Annotated in this window: 19 protein-coding genes and 2 pseudogenes; 9 read left to right on the plus strand and 12 right to left on the minus strand. The window is 57.9% G+C overall.

Going from position 1 to position 17,299, the window contains the following annotated elements:
• Nucleotides 1–65 precede the first annotated feature (65 nt).
• The gene (locus BMZ10_RS05340; protein WP_093458974.1) at nt 66–1,148 is read right to left on the minus strand and encodes a glycoside hydrolase family 3 N-terminal domain-containing protein; all 1,083 of its coding nucleotides are present in this window, start codon (nt 1,146–1,148) and stop codon (nt 66–68) included.
• A gap of 411 nt (nt 1,149–1,559) precedes the next feature.
• Between BMZ10_RS05340 and BMZ10_RS05345 the strand changes: the two genes are divergently transcribed.
• The 4 genes from BMZ10_RS05345 (at nt 1,560) to BMZ10_RS05360 (ending at nt 4,971) form a co-directional block, all read left to right on the plus strand.
• Nucleotides 1,560–1,895, plus strand: coding sequence for a hypothetical protein (locus BMZ10_RS05345; protein ID WP_143070256.1), 336 nt, complete (start codon nt 1,560–1,562; stop codon nt 1,893–1,895).
• A gap of 231 nt (nt 1,896–2,126) precedes the next feature.
• Nucleotides 2,127–2,690, plus strand: a complete 564-nt coding sequence (locus BMZ10_RS05350; protein ID WP_093458976.1) for a type 1 glutamine amidotransferase domain-containing protein — start codon at nt 2,127–2,129, stop codon at nt 2,688–2,690.
• A 201-nt stretch (nt 2,691–2,891) separates the two neighbouring features.
• Entirely contained in the window at nt 2,892–3,557 is a 666-nt protein-coding gene (locus BMZ10_RS05355) for a glycosyltransferase family 2 protein (RefSeq protein ID WP_093458977.1), read from the plus strand.
• 139 nt (nt 3,558–3,696) lie between these two features.
• Nucleotides 3,697–4,971, plus strand: coding sequence for an Nramp family divalent metal transporter (locus BMZ10_RS05360; protein WP_218147190.1), 1,275 nt, complete (start codon nt 3,697–3,699; stop codon nt 4,969–4,971).
• 45 nt (nt 4,972–5,016) lie between these two features.
• Here BMZ10_RS05360 and BMZ10_RS05365 read toward each other — a convergent pair whose 3' ends face one another.
• The 3 genes from BMZ10_RS05365 to BMZ10_RS05375 form a co-directional block, all read right to left on the minus strand.
• Nucleotides 5,017–5,502 carry a copper chaperone PCu(A)C gene (locus tag BMZ10_RS05365; RefSeq protein WP_093458979.1) on the minus strand — a complete coding sequence of 162 codons (486 nt, stop codon included), beginning with the start codon at nt 5,500–5,502 and terminating at the stop codon, nt 5,017–5,019.
• Nucleotides 5,502–6,110 carry an SCO family protein gene (locus tag BMZ10_RS05370; protein ID WP_093458980.1) on the minus strand — a complete coding sequence of 203 codons (609 nt, stop codon included), beginning with the start codon at nt 6,108–6,110 and terminating at the stop codon, nt 5,502–5,504. The genes BMZ10_RS05365 and BMZ10_RS05370 overlap by 1 nt, the downstream gene beginning before the upstream one ends.
• 160 nt (nt 6,111–6,270) lie before the next feature.
• On the minus strand, nt 6,271–6,675 hold the full coding sequence (locus tag BMZ10_RS05375) for a DUF2946 family protein (RefSeq protein WP_093458981.1): 405 nt from the start codon (nt 6,673–6,675) through the stop codon (nt 6,271–6,273).
• Nucleotides 6,676–6,906: 231 nt separating this feature from the next.
• On the opposite strand from BMZ10_RS05375, the gene BMZ10_RS05380 reads away from it, so the two are divergent.
• The 3 genes from BMZ10_RS05380 to BMZ10_RS05390 are packed head-to-tail and all read left to right on the plus strand — an operon-like array spanning nt 6,907 to nt 9,292.
• A complete protein-coding gene (locus tag BMZ10_RS05380; protein WP_093458982.1) occupies nt 6,907–7,938 on the plus strand; it encodes an acyl-CoA dehydrogenase family protein in 1,032 nt (343 codons plus the stop codon).
• A complete protein-coding gene (locus tag BMZ10_RS05385; RefSeq protein WP_093458983.1) occupies nt 7,935–8,696 on the plus strand; it encodes a PIG-L deacetylase family protein in 762 nt (253 codons plus the stop codon). Before BMZ10_RS05380 ends, BMZ10_RS05385 begins: the two co-directional genes overlap by 4 nt.
• Nucleotides 8,693–9,292, plus strand: coding sequence for an SAM-dependent methyltransferase (locus BMZ10_RS05390; RefSeq protein ID WP_093458984.1), 600 nt, complete (start codon nt 8,693–8,695; stop codon nt 9,290–9,292). Before BMZ10_RS05385 ends, BMZ10_RS05390 begins: the two co-directional genes overlap by 4 nt.
• 63 nt (nt 9,293–9,355) lie before the next feature.
• Here the strand turns inward: BMZ10_RS05390 and BMZ10_RS05395 are convergent, their stop codons facing one another.
• The 4 genes from BMZ10_RS05395 to BMZ10_RS05410 all read right to left on the minus strand — a co-directional run bounded on the left by BMZ10_RS05395 (nt 9,356) and on the right by BMZ10_RS05410 (nt 13,708).
• The gene (locus tag BMZ10_RS05395; RefSeq protein ID WP_093458985.1) at nt 9,356–10,078 is read right to left on the minus strand and encodes a GNAT family N-acetyltransferase; all 723 of its coding nucleotides are present in this window, start codon (nt 10,076–10,078) and stop codon (nt 9,356–9,358) included.
• Between the two features lie 246 nt (nt 10,079–10,324).
• The gene (locus BMZ10_RS05400; protein ID WP_093458986.1) at nt 10,325–10,519 is read right to left on the minus strand and encodes a hemagglutinin repeat-containing protein; all 195 of its coding nucleotides are present in this window, start codon (nt 10,517–10,519) and stop codon (nt 10,325–10,327) included.
• Nucleotides 10,520–10,682: 163 nt separating this feature from the next.
• Entirely contained in the window at nt 10,683–11,093 is a 411-nt protein-coding gene (locus tag BMZ10_RS27370; protein WP_143070257.1) for a hypothetical protein, read from the minus strand.
• A gap of 350 nt (nt 11,094–11,443) precedes the next feature.
• Entirely contained in the window at nt 11,444–13,708 is a 2,265-nt protein-coding gene (locus tag BMZ10_RS05410) for a DUF637 domain-containing protein (protein ID WP_093458988.1), read from the minus strand.
• Between BMZ10_RS05410 and BMZ10_RS27955 the strand changes: the two genes are divergently transcribed.
• Nucleotides 13,688–13,882: a hypothetical protein gene (locus BMZ10_RS27955; RefSeq protein WP_143070258.1), complete on the plus strand. Its 195-nt coding sequence runs from the start codon at nt 13,688–13,690 to the stop codon at nt 13,880–13,882. The two genes, BMZ10_RS05410 and BMZ10_RS27955, sit on opposite strands and share 21 nt — an antisense overlap.
• Here BMZ10_RS27955 and BMZ10_RS27675 read toward each other — a convergent pair.
• Nucleotides 13,859–14,560, minus strand: a complete 702-nt coding sequence (locus tag BMZ10_RS27675) for a hypothetical protein (protein WP_093458989.1) — start codon at nt 14,558–14,560, stop codon at nt 13,859–13,861. The genes BMZ10_RS27955 and BMZ10_RS27675 overlap by 24 nt on opposite strands.
• A gap of 639 nt (nt 14,561–15,199) precedes the next feature.
• A complete protein-coding gene (locus BMZ10_RS05420; protein ID WP_256214355.1) occupies nt 15,200–15,592 on the minus strand; it encodes a barstar family protein in 393 nt (130 codons plus the stop codon).
• 91 nt (nt 15,593–15,683) lie between these two features.
• Here BMZ10_RS05420 and BMZ10_RS05425 point away from each other — a divergent pair.
• Nucleotides 15,684–16,216 (plus strand): annotated as a pseudogene (locus tag BMZ10_RS05425) (IS5 family transposase); the annotation flags it as partial.
• A 184-nt stretch (nt 16,217–16,400) separates the two neighbouring features.
• Here the strand turns inward: BMZ10_RS05425 and BMZ10_RS05430 are convergent.
• Both BMZ10_RS05430 and BMZ10_RS28205 read right to left on the minus strand, forming a co-directional pair.
• On the minus strand, nt 16,401–16,655 hold the full coding sequence (locus tag BMZ10_RS05430; RefSeq protein ID WP_093458991.1) for a MafI family immunity protein: 255 nt from the start codon (nt 16,653–16,655) through the stop codon (nt 16,401–16,403).
• A 5-nt stretch (nt 16,656–16,660) separates the two neighbouring features.
• A pseudogene (locus BMZ10_RS28205) lies at nt 16,661–17,020 on the minus strand (EndoU domain-containing protein); the annotation flags it as partial.
• Nucleotides 17,021–17,299: the final 279 nt, after the last annotated feature.

Raw genomic sequence — 17,299 nt, forward strand, 5'->3', positions numbered from 1 at the left:
GACAGGCATTGTGCAATGCAGCTTGGATTCTGCCTACCGTCTCCCCTGCCCTATACTCACGCCGATCAGCGCACGACCCGCCGCGTCATGTGTCCGCCTGCAAAGGGATAGGACACATACAGGCCCGCCTCGACCTGCGCACGGCTGGCCTGCGCATGAGCCCGTACTTTTTCCGCCGCCCCCAGCAGGCGCTGCGCATCGAGACGACCGGCCGCCACGGCATCGACGATCGCCTGGGCGAGGTCATCGAGCCCCGCATGACTGGACACCAACAGCAGGTGCGCACCGGCACGCAACGCTGCAACGGCCGTGTCGGCAAGGCTGTTACCGCGCAGGATCGACACGGCGTCGAGGTCGTCGGAAATGATCAGGCCGTCGAAACCCAGGCGATCGCGCAACAGGCCGATCGCCGCTTCCGAGGTGCTGGCCGACTGCAGCGGATCCAGTGCCGGAAACACCGCTGGCCCCGGCATGATGGCTTGCACGCCGGCGGCAATGACCTTGCGGAAGACCTCCAGCCCATCGCTCAGCGCGACGAGCGATCCGGGCACTGTCGCGCGCGCCACTGCAGGATCGTGCTCGGTTTGAGAGTGACCGGGAAAATGTTTCGCCGTGGCAATCACCCCGGCGCGCTGCACGCCGCGAATAAAGGCGCAGGCGATGCGCGCCACCTGGGCGGCATCGGCGCCCAGATTGCGATTGTGCAGCCAGGGGTTGACTCCGGTGACGACGTCGACCACTGGCGCCAGGAACAGATTGATGCCCATGACACGTGCAGAACTGGCCATCTCATAAGACCTCGCTTCGATCTCTTCGCAACTCAGATCCTTGAGTGACTCGGCAGACGGCATGCCCGGCACCAGATGATGCAAACGCTGGATTCCGCCCAGTTCCTGGTCCACGGCAATCAGCACGGGTCCGCCAGCACATGCGGCGGCGGTTTCGGCAATGCGTATGAAATGACCCTGTGTCTCTGCGCGGCGTCGCTCGAAGCTCATGCGCCGCGCCAGGTACTCGTCGCGGGTCTCACCGAGCAGGATCGACACGCCGCCGCGCTGCAGATGACGGCGCACCGCATCGTCCAGTTCAAGTTCGGCAAACGCGGGCAACAGCACGGCATACGCGGCTTCTTGCAATGGATCAGACATTTATTCCTCCGGAGCGAACAGAAAAGGCGTGCTCGATGATGACCAAAGCGGTCATATCAATGCTCGTTTGTGCTCACTCTAAAGAGAATATGAGCCTCGTCAAGCGACAAAGCGTCGACCGAACCCGTAACACCTCCACGCCCCGGACGCCCACTGAGCATTCAGCGGCCCTCGCATCCACGCAACGCCAGCTCACAGATCATGGCGCGTAATGCGGATTCGCCTGCAAATCGCGGTGACTGTCATTATTTCAGCCAATTGCCGACGCGGCGTCTGCATATCCACTTTTCAATTTCGTTGCGGCTGGTCAACATATGCGGCCTAAGAAAAACAATGACTGCAGCATTGACGCAAATGACCTGCGGCACACCTGCGCCCGACACGATTACTCTTAACTATTCAGGATGAATGATGCGTCATTTAATGCCGACCGTTGCCTTGGCCTTCACCCTTGCTGGCTGCAGCTCTACCCCGAACAACCCGTCGCTGAATCTGGACACCCGCAAGAGCGCGTCCGAGTACGCGCAGTGCGTGTTTCCAAAGTGGCAACAGATCAAGCCGGAGGCCTCCATGACCGAAAGCAAGGGGCATTACAAATTGCTGGTGGTCAGCAAAGTGACCTCCGATGAGATTCTCGAGATCTACAAAGGCAACCCCACGACTCGCGTCTTCCTTTACCAGCGGGCGCCACTCTCGTCGGCATTCGGTCGCAATGGGCTGGAACAGGCCGCCCGCGACTGCCTGTAAAGCGCCCTTACCCTTCAGCCATGACGAGCGCTCGCGGACAGTGTCCACGGCACTCGTCCAGGTGAAAGCCGTCCTTACGACGGCCCCCGCTGCACCATGGCCGTAGCCCGGTCAGGCAATCGGCCTGAACTTTCAGTTTTCCGTCCGCCTCTGAAAATCAACACGTCAGCATTCGCACGTCTGCATTGCAGGCAACACGACGTCGTTTCAACCATTGAGGAGATCGTGAACATGAGCACTGAACTGAACGGCAAGAAGGTACTGATCATCACGGCCAACACCGGGATCGAGCGTGACGAGCTGCTCAAGCCCCTGCAAGCCTTGAAAGACATGGGCGCAACCGTCACTCATGCCACGATCGAAGGTGGCGCCGCCCAGTTATTCCTCCACGACACCGACAAGGATTCGAGTGTCACTTCCGACAGCAAGCTCGCAGGACTGACCGCCAGCCAGTTCGATGCGCTGGTGATTCCCGGCGGCACCGTCAACGCCGACACCCTGCGCCAGGACAGCGATGCGCAGCGCCTGGTCAGCGAGTTCGCCAAAGCCGGCAAGACTGTCGCCGCCATCTGTCACGGCCCATGGCTGTTGATCGACGCGGGTGTCATCGAGGGCAAGACCCTGACGTCATACCCGAGCGTGCGCACCGACCTGCTCAATGCCAAAGCGGCAGGCTGGGTCGACACCGAAGTCAAGCAGTGCCCGGCCAACGGCTGGACCCTCATCACTTCGCGCACGCCGGATGACCTGCCGGCCTTCAACGAAGCCATCGGCAAGTCGTTGATCGCCGCATGATGCTTAGGCCTCGAGCCTGGTTGCACCGCAAGACAAAAGACGCCGCTCGATAGCGGCGTCTTTTATATGGCGAAACAGACACGCGCGGTTACAGGTTCAGTCGCCTTCGCAACCGAAAATACTTGCAACCATTTTTTCGCCGCGCAGGTCGACATTGAGAGGACGCCACGACCATCGCTGGTGCCGAGACGAGATCGATACATGATTGGAATCATTGTCCCTGCGCACAACGAAGAAGATTTTCTGGATGACTGCATCAAATCGCTGATCGCCGCCAGTGCTCATGAAGAGCTCGCGGGCGAGCCAGTCGAGATCCTGATCATGCTCGATGACTGCACCGATGACTCGGTCAGCGTGGCCCGATCCCATGGCGTGCTGACGCATCTGTGCGAATACCGCAATGTCGGCATGACCCGTGCCGCGGGTGCGCGCTTGATGCTCGAACGCGGCGCCCGCTGGCTGGCGTTTACCGATGCCGACAGCGTCGTGCCTTATGCGTGGCTCGCCGAGCAGATGAACCTTAAAGCCGACGCGGTGTGTGGCATCGTTCAGGTCAGCGACTGGTCGGAGCATACCGAGCAAGTGCGCCTGCGCTACGACGCGCTGTATCGTCCCGTCGAGGACCACCGGCATATTCACGGCGCCAACCTGGGTGTGTGTGCCAAGGCTTATCAACGGGCAGGTGGGTTCAAATCCCTGCCCGCTCATGAAGATGTGCATCTGGTCGAGGACCTGCAGCGTATCGGCGCGAGAATCGCGTGGACCGCGCGCAACAGCGTCGTCACCAGCGCGCGAAAAAACTACCGATGCAAGGAAGGTTTCGGCGATTACCTCAACTCGTTGGCGGCGCCCTCGTTAATGAGCTAACCCTGTCTATAGCGGGTACCGGGCGCTGAGGTCCGGCGTTGGTTCTGCACCGCTCATTTATACCCAGCCGGAACGACTTTTCATGCAACCGATAAAAAACCGGGCCAATCCCGGAGACGATGACACACTGGGCGGCGGCATGCCCAGTGCCAGCGTCGCGATGCCCAAAACCGGCAACTGGTTCAAACGCCTGCTGGCCTTCACCGGCCCCGGCTACATGGTCGCGGTCGGCTACATGGACCCCGGCAACTGGGCGACCGACATCGCCGGCGGTTCGCAATTCGGCTACATGCTGCTCTCGGTCATTCTGCTGTCCAACCTGATGGCCATTCTGTTGCAGGCACTGTCGGCACGCCTCGGCATCGTCACCGGCTGGGACCTGGCGCGCGCTTGCCGCGAACGCTACAGCCGGCCCGTATGCATCGCGCTGTGGCTGGCCTGCGAGACCGCGATCATCGCCTGCGATCTGGCCGAAGTGATCGGTACCGCCATTGCCCTGAACCTGCTGTTCGGTATCCCGCTGGTCTGGGGCGCGGTGTTGTCGGCCATCGACGTGTTCTTGATTCTGCTGCTGATGGGTAAGGGTTTCCGAGCCCTCGAAGCCTTCGTCATCGCCCTGTTGCTGATCATTTTCGGCTGTTTCGCGATCCAGATGGTGCTGGCCCGCCCCGACCTCGCGGAGCTGTTCGCAGGCTTCATTCCGAAGGCCGAAGTGGTGACCAACCCGGCGGCGCTGTATCTGGCGATCGGCATCATCGGCGCCACCGTCATGCCGCATAACCTGTACCTGCACTCCTCCATCGTCCAGACCCGCGCCTACCCGCGCACCGACGAAGGCCGCCGGATCGGCCTGCGCTGGGCGGTAACGGACAGCAGCATCGCCTTGACCCTGGCGTTGTTCGTCAACGCGGCGATTCTGATCACCGCAGCAACCGTCTTCCACAAGGCCGGCAAAACCGATGTGGTGGAAATCGAGCAGGCGTATCACCTGTTGTCGCCCATGCTCGGTGTCGGCGTCGCCTCGATGCTGTTCGCCGTGGCGTTGCTGGCATCGGGGATCAACTCCACCGTGACCGCCACCCTTGCGGGCCAGATCGTCATGGAAGGTTTTCTGCGCATGAAGCTGCCGGGCTGGGTGCGTCGTCTGCTGACCCGAGGGCTGGCGATCATTCCGGTGATCGTGGTGACCAGCCTGTATGGCGCGCAGGGCACGGCCAAATTGCTGGTGCTCAGTCAGGTGATTCTGTCGATGCAACTGCCTTTCGCCATCGTCCCGCTGGTGCGGTTCGTCTCGGACAGGCAACTGATGGGCAGTTTCGTCACAGGCCGCGTGCTGACCACCACCGCGTGGGCGATTGCGCTATTGATCATCGGGCTGAATGTCGTGCTGTTGACCAACACGTTCATGGATTGAGCGCCCGTCTTGGCGACCGGCGCCCGTTGCTCCTGATGCGAGGCGTCAGTGCGACGCGCCGTGATCATGGTTCATGTTCATCGTGTCCATCGCAGCGCGGGCCGGCGCCTTGACCGTCAGGGTTTCGCGGGCGCCCTTGGCGTCCTCGATGGTCAGGGTCAGCGGCACCTGATCGCCCTCTTTGATCTGCCCGACCAGCCCCATCAGCATCACGTGATAGCCGTCCGGGTCCAGCGAGACCGTCTTGCCCGCTGGCAGCGCGACCGAATCCACCGGGCCCATGCGCATGACGTCGTTGGTCATGTTCATCTCATGAATCTGCACGTTCGTGGCCGCTGGAGAACTGACACTCAGCAACTTGCTGTCAGTGTCCGCGGTGAGGCGCATGAACGCGCCGGAAGAAGGCTGACCGGGCACCGACGTGCGCACCCAGGCGTCGTCGACGCGCGTCTGTGCTGATGCCGAAGCACCCGCAGCGGCAAGCAATGCAATGAGTGCGGCCCGGGCCGTGTTGCGCAACAGAGGGGTCATCAGCAAACCTCCATGACAGTGAGCAGATCTTCCGCGCATTGTTTGGCGGAGAGTGAAGGCGACAGGCCCAGGCGCAGGTTACCGCGTGAGTCGAAAACGAAGCTGGTGGCCGTGTGGGACATGGTGTAGGTGTCGCCGATGGGCACTTTCTCGTAGAACACGCCGAACTCCTTGGCCACGTGCTCGGTTTGCGCAAGCGTACCGCGCAATGCCACGAAGCCTGGGTCGAACTGCTTGACGTAAGCGTCGAGGATCTGCGGCGTGTCGCGCTCCGGATCGACGGTGATGAAGATGACCTGCAAGGTTTTGCCGTCCTCGCCCATGATCTTCTTGATCTGCGCTGCGCGGGCCAGAGCGGTCGGGCACACCGATGGACACTGGGTGAATCCGAAGAACACCATCGGCATCAGGCCGCGATAGCTGGACAGCGTCTTCACCTCGCCTTGCGTGTCGGTGAGCTTGAAGGTACGGCCCATGATCTTGTTGCTCAGGTCCTTGCCGTATTTGAAATCCAGCGCGGTGGTCGAACCATCGCAACCGGCGAGCAGGCCCAGACCCAGCAGCCCCATCCCGGTGACCACCTGACGGCGGGTGAGTAAATCATTCATAAGACGAACTCTCGCAAACAATGGCCAGCATAGACGCCAGCCCTTTTCCATCCAGCTCGGGACATTGCCGACCCGCACACGGCGTAGCCGGGCAGCTCAAGGAGGATCGAGCGAAACAGCGGTTCCCGGCCTTCGCGCCGGGACATTGCGGGCCGCCCGCTCAGGGCGCCTGCGGCAGCAGCGCGGGAAAGAGATGTCGCGGGGGTTTGCGCAGCAGAGGGGCGTAACGCAGCAGCGGCCTGCGCCGTTGATTCGCCAGCCAGGTAAGACCTACGAAAAACACGAGCGACAGCGCCAGCGTCCCGGCGAATGCGCAGTCGGTCATCGACAGTTTCATCAACTGCGCATGATCGCCCATCTGCGCCATGTCCATCCGGGTGTCGCCAGCCACGGCGGACATGCCGGGGTGCTCGCTGCAGGCCACGTCCGCGCTGTTTTGCCCACTGAACTGGTTGAACGCCCGCAGCATCTGCCCATGGCTGAGGCTGCACACGAGCCCGCTGAACAGGATGGCGCCGTACAGCATCCAGGCAATGAGCAATTGGTGGGTTCGGACGAATTTCATGGGGCGCGATTCTACCGCGTTGCGGGTCCGCGCACGCCCGGCCCTCTGACTGCCGGGTGCGACAAAACCGCACAGGCCTGGCACTGCGTTCGGTCACCACGTCATGTCGCCCGACCCTGTACGCGCAATCGGCACGGATTCTTATTGAACCCCGGACCGCGATCAATGCCGAATTCGATGAACAGCCTGCGCACTACGCGTCAGCCCTGAAACGCCGGGAGAAACTCAGGCATGCGCGACGACGCAATCACCCTCGAAACCGCACTGGCGTCCTTTGCCCAGCGCCTTAACGCCGCCGCGCCGGACGCAGCACTGCGTGCCGCGATGATCCGCTGCATCGAGTCGGACCTGGATCGACTGCCACTGCCGGGCGCCGGCCGCACCCTCGCCCGTTGGCAGCAGCTGGCCGCAGTCGCAGGGATCGACCTGGCGTTGTTCAAGTTGTTCGAAGGCCACACCGACGCCCTGGCGATCCTCGCCGAGCTGAACGCTGCGCCGTTCGCCGGACACGGCATCTGGGGCGTCTGGGCCGCCGAGCCTCCCAATGCCCGCGTTCGGGTGAGCCAGCCGGACAACGGCCAGGTCCGCCTCGATGGCCGCAAGGCCTGGTGCTCCGGCGCTCAACAGGTCGACTACGCGCTGCTCACCGCATGGGATGCAGATGACCGGCCTTACCTTGTCGCCGTGCAGCTCGATCAGCCGGGCGTCAGCATCGACGCCCAGGCCTGGCAAGCCGTCGGCATGGCCAGTACCGCAAGCGTGGACGTTCACCTCGACAACGCCGTGGGACATTGCGTCGGCGAGAGCGGCGATTACCTGGCGCGGCCGGGCTTCTGGCAAGGCGGCGCGGGCATTGCAGCGGGTTGGTACGGCGCCGCCGTAGCGCTGGCCAGATCGCTGCACCAACAACGTCGCCAAGGCCGCCCCGATCCCCACGCCGATGCGCACTTGGGCAGTGTCGACGCCGCGCTGTTGGGCGCAGCGGCGGCCATGCGTGAATGCGCCGCCTGGATCGACGCTCACCCGCGCGAGGATGCGCGCTTGCCGGTCCAGCGTCTTCGGGCGCAGGTTGAAATGGCCGTCGAACAGGTCAGCCGTCATGTCGGTCGCGCCCTCGGTGCCACGCCATTCTGCCGCGATGCGCACTTCGCCCGGCTGGCGGCCGACCTGCCGGTGTTCATCAGACAAAGCCACGCCGAGCGTGATCTGGCCCAGTTGGGCCAGGTGCTTGCCGCGCGGGACGCCGAGGACTGGTCACTATGACGCAGCAATTGCCCTTCGGCGTCAGTGGCACGCCGCTCAGTGAGTGGCAAAACAGCGTGGCCCTGCGCGGCTGTCGGCCTGTCACGCGTGACGAACTGGTACCGCCGGGGTCTCGGCTGATCGTGCTGGCGCCCCATCCGGACGATGAAGTCCTGGCCTGCGGCGGGCTGCTGGCGGCCATGGCCGAGCGCCAGGACGATGTGCAACTGATCGCCGTGACCGATGGCGAAGGCAGCCATCCCGGCTCCGCCCACTGGCCCGCGCCGAAACTGCGCAGTGCACGGCGCAAGGAAAGCGAGCAGGCCCTCGCCAGTCTGGGCTTCGACGTTTCCAGGCTGGTCTGGCAACGACTGGGCATGCCCGACGGCCAGGTCGAAGCGCACGCCGACACATTGATTGCCCTGTTGACCGAAGATCTGCGCCCTGGCGACGTGCTGCTCAGCACCTGGCGCCACGACGGCCACTGTGATCATGAAGCCGTCGGCCACTGCGCCGCGCAAGCCGTGGCCAACACCGGCGCGACCCTGCTGGAAATTCCCGTGTGGGCCTGGCACTGGGCCGAACCCAATGACCCGCGCATTCCGTGGGAAGAGGCCCGCAAGCTGATGCTCAGCGACACGCAACTGCAGCGCAAACGGCTGGCGATCACTGCGCATGCCAGTCAGTTGCACGATGATCCCAGCACCGGCGCTGCGCCGGTGCTGAGCCCCGCCACGCTGGAGCGCCTGCTGCAGCCTTTCGAACTGGTGTTTCTGTGAGCCTTCCTGCCGAGTATTTCGATGAATTGTTCGCCGACAACGATGACCCCTGGGCCTTCCGCACACGCTGGTACGAACAACGCAAACGTGACCTGACATTGGCCGCGCTGCCTCGCCAGCGGTATGCACGAGTCTTCGAGCCGGGCTGCGCAAATGGCGAACTGAGTCTGCGCCTGGCCCAACGCAGCGACGCGCTTTTATGCATGGACATGAGCCTGCGGGCCGTGGAACTGGCAACGCAACGGCTGAGCCAGTATTCGCGCGCTCAGGTCATACAGGGTTGTCTGCCGCAGGACTGGCCGACCGGCCAGTTCGACCTGATCGTGGTCAGCGAATGGGCGTATTACCTGACCCCAGACGCCTTCGTCGCGGTCATCCAGCGCATGCGCGACAGCCTCACCACTGACGGCGCGATACTCGCCTGCCACTGGCTGCATGCCATCGACGGCTGTCCGATGGATGGCCGGGGAGCCCATGATTTGCTCGATTCGCACCTGTCACTGCAGCGCACCCTCAGGCACGAGGAAACGGATTTTCTGCTGGAAATGTGGAGCAAGCGCCCCGGCGGATTCGACCTGAACGAGCGTGTGATCTGAGTTGATCTGACACCCGCCCTTGCCCTTGTCGGAACCCCTTATCAGGCGCTGCACGTCGAGCGGTCACTGCACCCGCGGTGGCGCCGGCAGATCAGGTTCAGGCAGTTGCCCCAGCCGCTGTTGCACGAACTCCCGCGCCTGACGGGTCAACTGATCGAGCTGACGGTCCCGCTGCTTCTCCGCATCGACCATCGCACGCTTGCCGTTCTGCTTGAGCAGGTAGCTGTGAATCTGCCGCACTTCGAGCGAGTTGTAGATTGGCGCCACATCCAGCACCGCCAGCAGGCCGTCAGTCTGGTGGTCACGGGTATTGAGCAGCACCTGCGGGCCCCGCGCGCTCAGGACCTGAAAGCCCATTGCCTCGAACCAACTGACCTTGCCGACAAAACACGCCAGCTCCGCGTGGGGATAGCGTGCGGTCATCGCTGCCAGCATCGCTCGGGCGATGCCTTGCCGACGCCGGCTGGCATGGACCGCCATATAGGCCACGGCGCACGCATCGGGATCATCCTGCACCGGCAGATACAGCAAAAACCCTGCAACGATGGAGGGATCCTCATCGTCCAGCGCGACAATCAGCTCCACCGGAAAACCTCGCGAGCCGTTCATGGCCTGCAGGTACTGATGCACCTCATGGCCAACGCCGTACTGGTACAACGGATACAACGGGTTGCTCGGCGCGATGGCGACCATGCTGATGTCCGTCACGTAGTCGATGACCATCTGCGTGATCTGACTCTCGATCGATTCCGGCGGACTGTTTTCAAGGCGGGTGATGATGGGCATGCGTTTCCTGACTCGGGTAAAGACGTGCGGCGCTGCGTTCGCAGGCGCCGGGCGTCCGTATCATACCTTGTTACGCACATCACTCGACTGGCTGCCGGCGGGATGTCTGGCTTGGTTTTTGGGCTCACGCATGAGAGATACATCGAGCAGGCGTATCAGCGCAGGTCGACCCTCTCGAAGCGACCCGCCAGCACGTCGGAGGCGAATTATCGCTGCCTGTCTCGCCCTACTATTCGATAAAAGATCTCAATTCTGATCATCATTAAATCCTGGATATCCAAATGATTTCACCTTTCCAGTATCCGTTACGGAAGGAACGGTCAGATCGCGGCCGACCCTGCAGACGACCACGTCACCTCGCAAGGTCGCGCCGGCAACTGCCGTATCTCGGCCGCGCTCGCAGTTAAGAGCGTTGCCCGCGTATAGATAGGCTTCCTTCATCCCGGCTATCCTGCAAGGCAAAATATTTTCAACTAACTGCGCAGCAAAAGGATCTAGCCCAGAAACCTGATCAGTTGTGAGTCCATTACGAGACACCTAAGCGACTCGACAACAACCGGCACTTCTACGGAACAAGCCTGAAAAGCAAGTTAGCAAGCCACTTTCACACAACTCGTCGTTGCGCCTCACTGACCAGCTTAAGCTTGTCTACAAGGCCTTTATCACCGTTTTTAAGCGCATAATCATTGTTTTGGCTTGGCAGTGGTTTTAACGGCGTTGACACATTGGCCGCTGCCTGCTCAATTACTTTCCGACATGATGCACGGACAGGACGTATCGCACCAATATCAACGCCTTTCACTCCATTAGCGTTGGCATAGCTGACAATATCCGCTTCTGCGTGGCCAGTTCCAACAACTACTTTTTTGCCTTCTTGCAATCTCACTCCAGGGCGAAGATAGTCACGAGGTTCACCTGTACTGCGCAGAACAGAGCGAACACCATTGGCATCATCGACAACCGAAACGATGAATTTCACTTTCACGGGCTTGGATAAGGTTAGATGGGTTGTCATACGCGAGACCTCGCCCTAGAGAAGTACCTGCGCCTTTTGCACCTACAAATCATACTCTCGGCGACAGAAGACAAAACTTCCGACGCACTCAAGACTTCCAATCGAACACGACTCAAACTTACATTCTAAGTCTATCCGAAGTATTTTGTCTTGACCAATTGAGGCTGAAACATTTGTAGCAACGACCTCTAAGCTTTCCCAGTCAAAGTCGGTGGGCGGCCTATCAAGATAGTAGCAAATAAGCAAAGTTCGGTCTTCCGCGAGAGAAAGAGCGATCGCTCTTATTGCAGGATATATCTCACCAATCAGAGCGCGCCAAACACACAAAACCAGCCAATCAGGCAAAATTTTCATGGCTTTGCTCCAACAGTAGCCGGGTTTGTTGGAACAATATGTGCTCCGTTTTTGCCTGAATGTATTGTTCCATACCTAGTCGCCAAGCCTGAGGAGCCATCGACACCAATGTTTTGACCAAAGTCAACTATTGGCTGCCCTCGTGAACCGTAACCTACCACTGAAAACTCTCCTGCATGAGCACCACTCAACAATTTTTGAGGATCGACGCCCTCATCAAAATAGCTGCGTCCGGGAATAAAATTGTTATGCCCCAGAACATGTTTGCCTTGCTGTCCAGCATGTATATTGCTGGATACGTTGTCCAGTGAGGCACTTGTGGCTTTTGTACCACGTGCCTCCGCCCAATACAAATAGGCCTTCTGCACACTAGCCGATTCTTTGACGGAGGCGCTTGAAACTGCATTGCTGACAACGGTGACCGGAGCGATCAGGACACCACTCACGATCCCTTGCCCTTCAAAGTATGTCCGTTCCAGATCGGTTTTTGCTGTTAAAGCACGGTCAATCAGCGTGAATTTAAGCTCGTCGCAAACTTCCGTAGGACACTGCAGATCGCCAAGAGCGGCCAGCCCCCCGGCCACCTGAGTCAGCAGATCACGTGCTCGGGCAGGCCCCACTGTGGAAAGTGCATCTTTCAAATTGTCTTGGCTAAGCTGGTCATATGTACTCTTTCCGTACTGACCGATCCAAGTGTTACGGTAGCAAATGTCATCGCCAGCGCAGGCTTTCATATCGCCAACGAAATCTTCCATTTCGTAATGGTTTAGAAAGTTGTATTGAGTAGCGTTTTTTGCGATCCAGGCCCCCGCCGCCACAGCCTTTGCATCACCGCCTGCCAGCGCTGCTGACAGCAACCCTACCATTTGAGAGGCTGAGGTCAGGAGCACGTCCCGCTGCTCCGGCGAAAGCTGAGTGATGCCTCTGCGCAGTGAGGTCGCTAAAGCCTCGTTCGCCCCTGCCGCGATAGCCCCTGCATAAAAACTACTGCCAGAAGCCTCGGCTAAAACTCCGCCGATCAGAGCATGCAACGCGATTTTTCCAGCGCTTCCGTCAGTTAGACGTAGCCCGCCGACTGCATCAAAACTCGCTGCCGTAGCCGTATTAAGCAATGACGTGGCTAACCCGTCGCCAAAGCTTGCGTTCATCCCCAACGCCTTGCTTAAAGCGGTTGCAGTGCCATTTTGCAACAGCTGATTTGCAACAAATCTTCCAATGTTTTCCGGGCTAGACAAATCAATCGTAACTTTGCCCGTGAGGGGATCCGTTTTGGTACCAGTCATACCATCAAACAGTCCAGCGGTAAGGCCTGCTGTAATTCCGCCAACGGCGTATCCCTCCAGAGCGGTACTGGAAGTGGTGTCCTTGAGTATGGCTCCGAGGTCTCCTCGATTATTAATCAGACTGGTCGTGGCTGTAGTAGCAGCGCTCGTCGCTATCGCGGCGCCACCGGCAGCTAGCGCCGTACCTGCACCGGCTGCGCTGAGGGCACTCATCGCCGCTGGGCCCACAAATGCCGCTAGTACAACAGCAATAGCCAACTGCGCCGCCGCACCCAATCCTGAGTTGCTGTACTTGAAAGACTGATGAATTTCCCGAACTATTCGCCAGTCAACATCGCCCCGCTTTTCAGCGTCCTTCAGCCAAGCAAGATCGGGATCTGCCTTGACCATCGCATCAATCGCTTGACTGACAGTCTGCCTATTAACCCGCTTCACATCGATGTGCAGGCCATCCACAGCGTTGATAACCAAATTGCCCTTGGCCAACAATTCGCTCTGGCGCAGGGTTTCATCGGTGCGTCCCTTACCCGACATCGACGTCCAGGCGAGACTGCTGTTGCTCTTCTCGTGACTCTCCTGATGAAGATCCTTCACACCTTCAAAAGTGATTGCACCACCGCTATCGACTGTCAGGTCTTTGCCACTCTCTAGCCTGGCCACCTGATAGTGCTGATCGCCTCCGCTGACCAGCATCATGTTGCCGCCGGAGGTGATTTCGCTGCCGATGTTGGTGACGTGCGTCACCTCATCGCGCTTGGTTTTGTTCCTGCCGAACGAGCCTTTGCTTTTCTTGTCGTAGAGCGAGTAATCACTGTCCTGAGCGGCGAGGATGTCGAGCTCGTCGCCCGCCACCAGGTAAGCTTCGTCGCCTGCGGTGATGCGGCTTGAGATGACGGCCAGGTTCTGCCCGGCACTGACGGCGACGCTGCCGCCGGCGTTGATCTCGGTCGAGACCTGATGGACATAATCCTCCTGCACCGTCGGTTTCTTGCTCTTGGACAGGAAGTGATCTTCATCGGCGGCCGAGGCGATGGTGACGTTCTCGGTGGCTGCAATGGCAATATCGCGCTTGGCATCGATCTGGGTCGCGATGGCGTTGACGTCGCGACCCGATCTCTGGCGGAAGCGCTACTGAACCAGATCCTTGACTAACTGTTCATCGACGATCTGCGAGACCCCATCCAATACTGTACGCAATAACTCGGGCTCGGTGCGATACCTTAGCGGCGTGTAGCCATAAGTGTTGCCACTATTAAACGGCGTTATGTATTCCGTTTTTTGCCATACGCGTTCGTCCACCCGCTTGAGACTGCCTGTGACACTGATCGTCGGGTAAACCACACTACTGAACCCTTGGGTGAGCGCGAACCCCCAATTGTTGACCGTCAGCTGAAGCTCGGCATCGGCAGCTTCCTGCTCACTGACAATTTTGAAACGCCCGGTTGTCGCTAGTTTATCCGCGAAGTTCTTCCTGACTATTTCACCAAGGTCGATATTGGCGCTATTCATGCTGTAGACAATCGCCTCCACTGTCGACATGGAGGCCAAATCCCCGGCTTTCATCCCCGCCGCAAAACCGGCACCGGAAAGGGCCGCAGTGCCAACGCCAGAAGCCTTGAACGCAGCACCCGCTGCAACGCCGGCACCCGCACCCAACGCAGCACCCCATGCTTGCTCACGCCCCATGTAATTAATATCTTTTGTCGACCAGACTACAGGGAGAATCTTGATGGTGTGAATTTGCGACTGGTATTCGGGCTTGAATTTTTGGTTGCTGCAGCCGGAGAGGACTACAAGTAACAATACTGCAAAAATCCTAAGAAGCAACATCTGTTAATACTCCATGATCGATATCATACGGAAGCCTTCCTCTTATACCTTCTTCAAGGCGTAACATAACACCCGCAAATATCAAAACAGAAAAAATAGTAATGCATATACGAAAAAAGCAAAAATCGCAAGCCAACGTCTGAATACAGGATCTGCGCGAGGAGACTGACCTCCTGGGCCTATTGTGACCCACCCTCCTCTCAAATAATTATAAACTGCCTGCCCAAACCAAACTTGCGTGAGGAACATTGAGAAAAACCGATACCATTGACCGTTAAACCTCACACAACAAAAAACTAGCGAAATTGCAAGCAGAAAGATACCCACCAAATGACAATGTTTCTTCAGAATTTTTAGCACTTAATTCCCTTTCGCTATGTCTGCAGCCGTTTGAGTAATTGCATCCCATACACCCGCAGGAGCAAACGCATTAGATAATTGGTTTGCAGCTTGCTCTGACATACCTTCAGACACGGCAAACTTCTCGAATGATGAACTCAAGGCAGTGCTGACTAACGTCGAAGGCAAATCGTTTTTAGGTAAAGCATGACCCGCATTTTGGTTGAGAACGCCGGCAGGGGAAAATTTAAATGCGGATTGAAGCTGAAACTTGCAGGAAAGTCAAATGGCGTTCGAAAACTATCCTACGTCAAATGACATCGTCCCATGCGTTTCTTTAAGACTTTCCAGCCATGCCTTTGCATCCAATAAATAAACCTGTTTTTTTAGCAGCGCTTCAACCATAGTTTCATCATCGACTTGAACAACCACTTCTAGCTCATGCCCTTCGTTACCAATCCGATCAGATACGGAGTCACGCAAAATTCCCAAATATACATGTAGATCCGCTCTCGAAAATTTCGGCAAGGACTCATGCACAAGGACGATTTTGCGACATGGAAGCCAGCTGAAATCCCCCAAGCAGTCATAAAAGGCGTCCCAGTTAAATCCAAAATATCCGGGAAACCAAAGCAAATAATACAGCGCCCTCATCAGTTCATCAGCATCCCCAATACTCGGATCGATTCGCACATAGAAAACCTCTGCGGCGTCGTACGAAGGAGGACGCTTTACAAACGTAAATTGCAATATTTTTTTTCAGACCTCAATTTTTGATTGAAATGAAGGTTTTATAGTGATCAGCCGTGTAATACATTCCCCCCCTTTCCAGACCAAGAAGGGTAACCAGTATTTCTTCGGTATGAAGGCTACATCGGCGCTGACGTTGAGTCTGGGCCGGTTCATCACTTCCATGGCACCGCTGCTTATGTGGCCGATTTCACCCAAGTCGCTGAACTGCTCCACGGGGAAGAAAACGCGGTCAATGCGGACGCAGGTTACACCGGTGTCGAGAAGCGGGAAGAGCACGAAAGTCGTGACGTGATCTGGCAAATCGCGGCTCGGCGCAGCACGTATTCCAAGCTGAACAAACGCTGCCTGTTGTACAAAGCCAAGCGCAAGATCGAGTACTGCCAAGCGCAGACTCGCGCCAAGGTCGAGCATCCGTTTCGGGTCATCAAGCGTCAGTTTGGCTACGTGAAAGTGCGCTTTCGTGGGCTGATGAAAAACACGGCCCAACTGACCGCGCTGTTCGTCCTGTCGAACCTGTGGATGGCTCGAAAACGACTGATGGGTTTGGGTGAGCTGCGCACTTAACACGGAAAACCGAGCGGAAAACGCTCTGCCGCACATTGCGTTAGGCCGTTTTCAGGGAATAGCGCTGCGAGCCTGGTGAATTACGGCCTGCCACCGCTGCGCGGCAGGTTGATCGGAGCATCCCTAAGCATATCTCATCTCAACTGCTCAGAGACCTCTTCCCAAACAAGATATGACGCAGCTCTTATTTTCTCAAGCTTAACAAATACTTAAACGGGCCTTCCCTCAAATCAAACCCAATATCTTCGACCAGGCGAATAGCTTCATCATATTCTTCGCTTGTAATCAAAATATCATACTCGCAAATATGATCACATAGCACCTCGAAGGCCAAGCTCTCCTCGTTATATACGATATAATCCAATGCACCGCTAAGAAGAACGGGATCCAAACGCCCTTCAAATCTTTTTCCGAACATAATAATACGATCTGCAAACATACTTACTACCTGATTGGCTTGTATGGTGGAATTGGGGCATCATCAGGAAAAGCAGTAACCACTTTTCCAATAGCTGGCTGGTATATAACTCGCATTCGTACACCATCACGGCTTTCATAAGCTACCCATTTGGCAGCATCACCCTTAGCTGTGTAAATTCCGCCAGTTCCTGTTTGAGCATACCACTTAGTACTCGGTGATGTTGTGATATCGCCGATTGCATCAACAATTTTATCCCCTGACCAACTTTCAGGAAAAACAGTCTTTCCTTCTTGCCCCGGCCACATATGTCCACCGCTGCCAGGCTTTTCACCGTACAGGATGTGTTGCTTTGCCTCAGGAGAAAGAATGTCAACATAGTCCTTCTCAAGACCTTTCGAACCTGCCGTCAGTATATCGTCGGCACCTTCTCCAACCAACCCCGCCGCGCGCCGCTCGGCCATGTAGGCCATAATACCTTTGGCCGCAGAGCCGCCTAGGCTAGTCGCTGCCATCAGCAGAATATCTTTCTCACTCAACAGTGGAACAATCCCTCCGCCAAGAATCGTGGTCATCTGCTGATAGGCGTTCTGATTCTGCCAGTTAGACGTACCGATAGAGCCAATTTCATTTTGATGCTGAAGTGCAGCCGCCGGGCCAAATTG

The sequence above is a fragment of the Pseudomonas sp. NFR16 genome, assembly GCF_900108875.1.
Taxonomy (GTDB): domain Bacteria; phylum Pseudomonadota; class Gammaproteobacteria; order Pseudomonadales; family Pseudomonadaceae; genus Aquipseudomonas.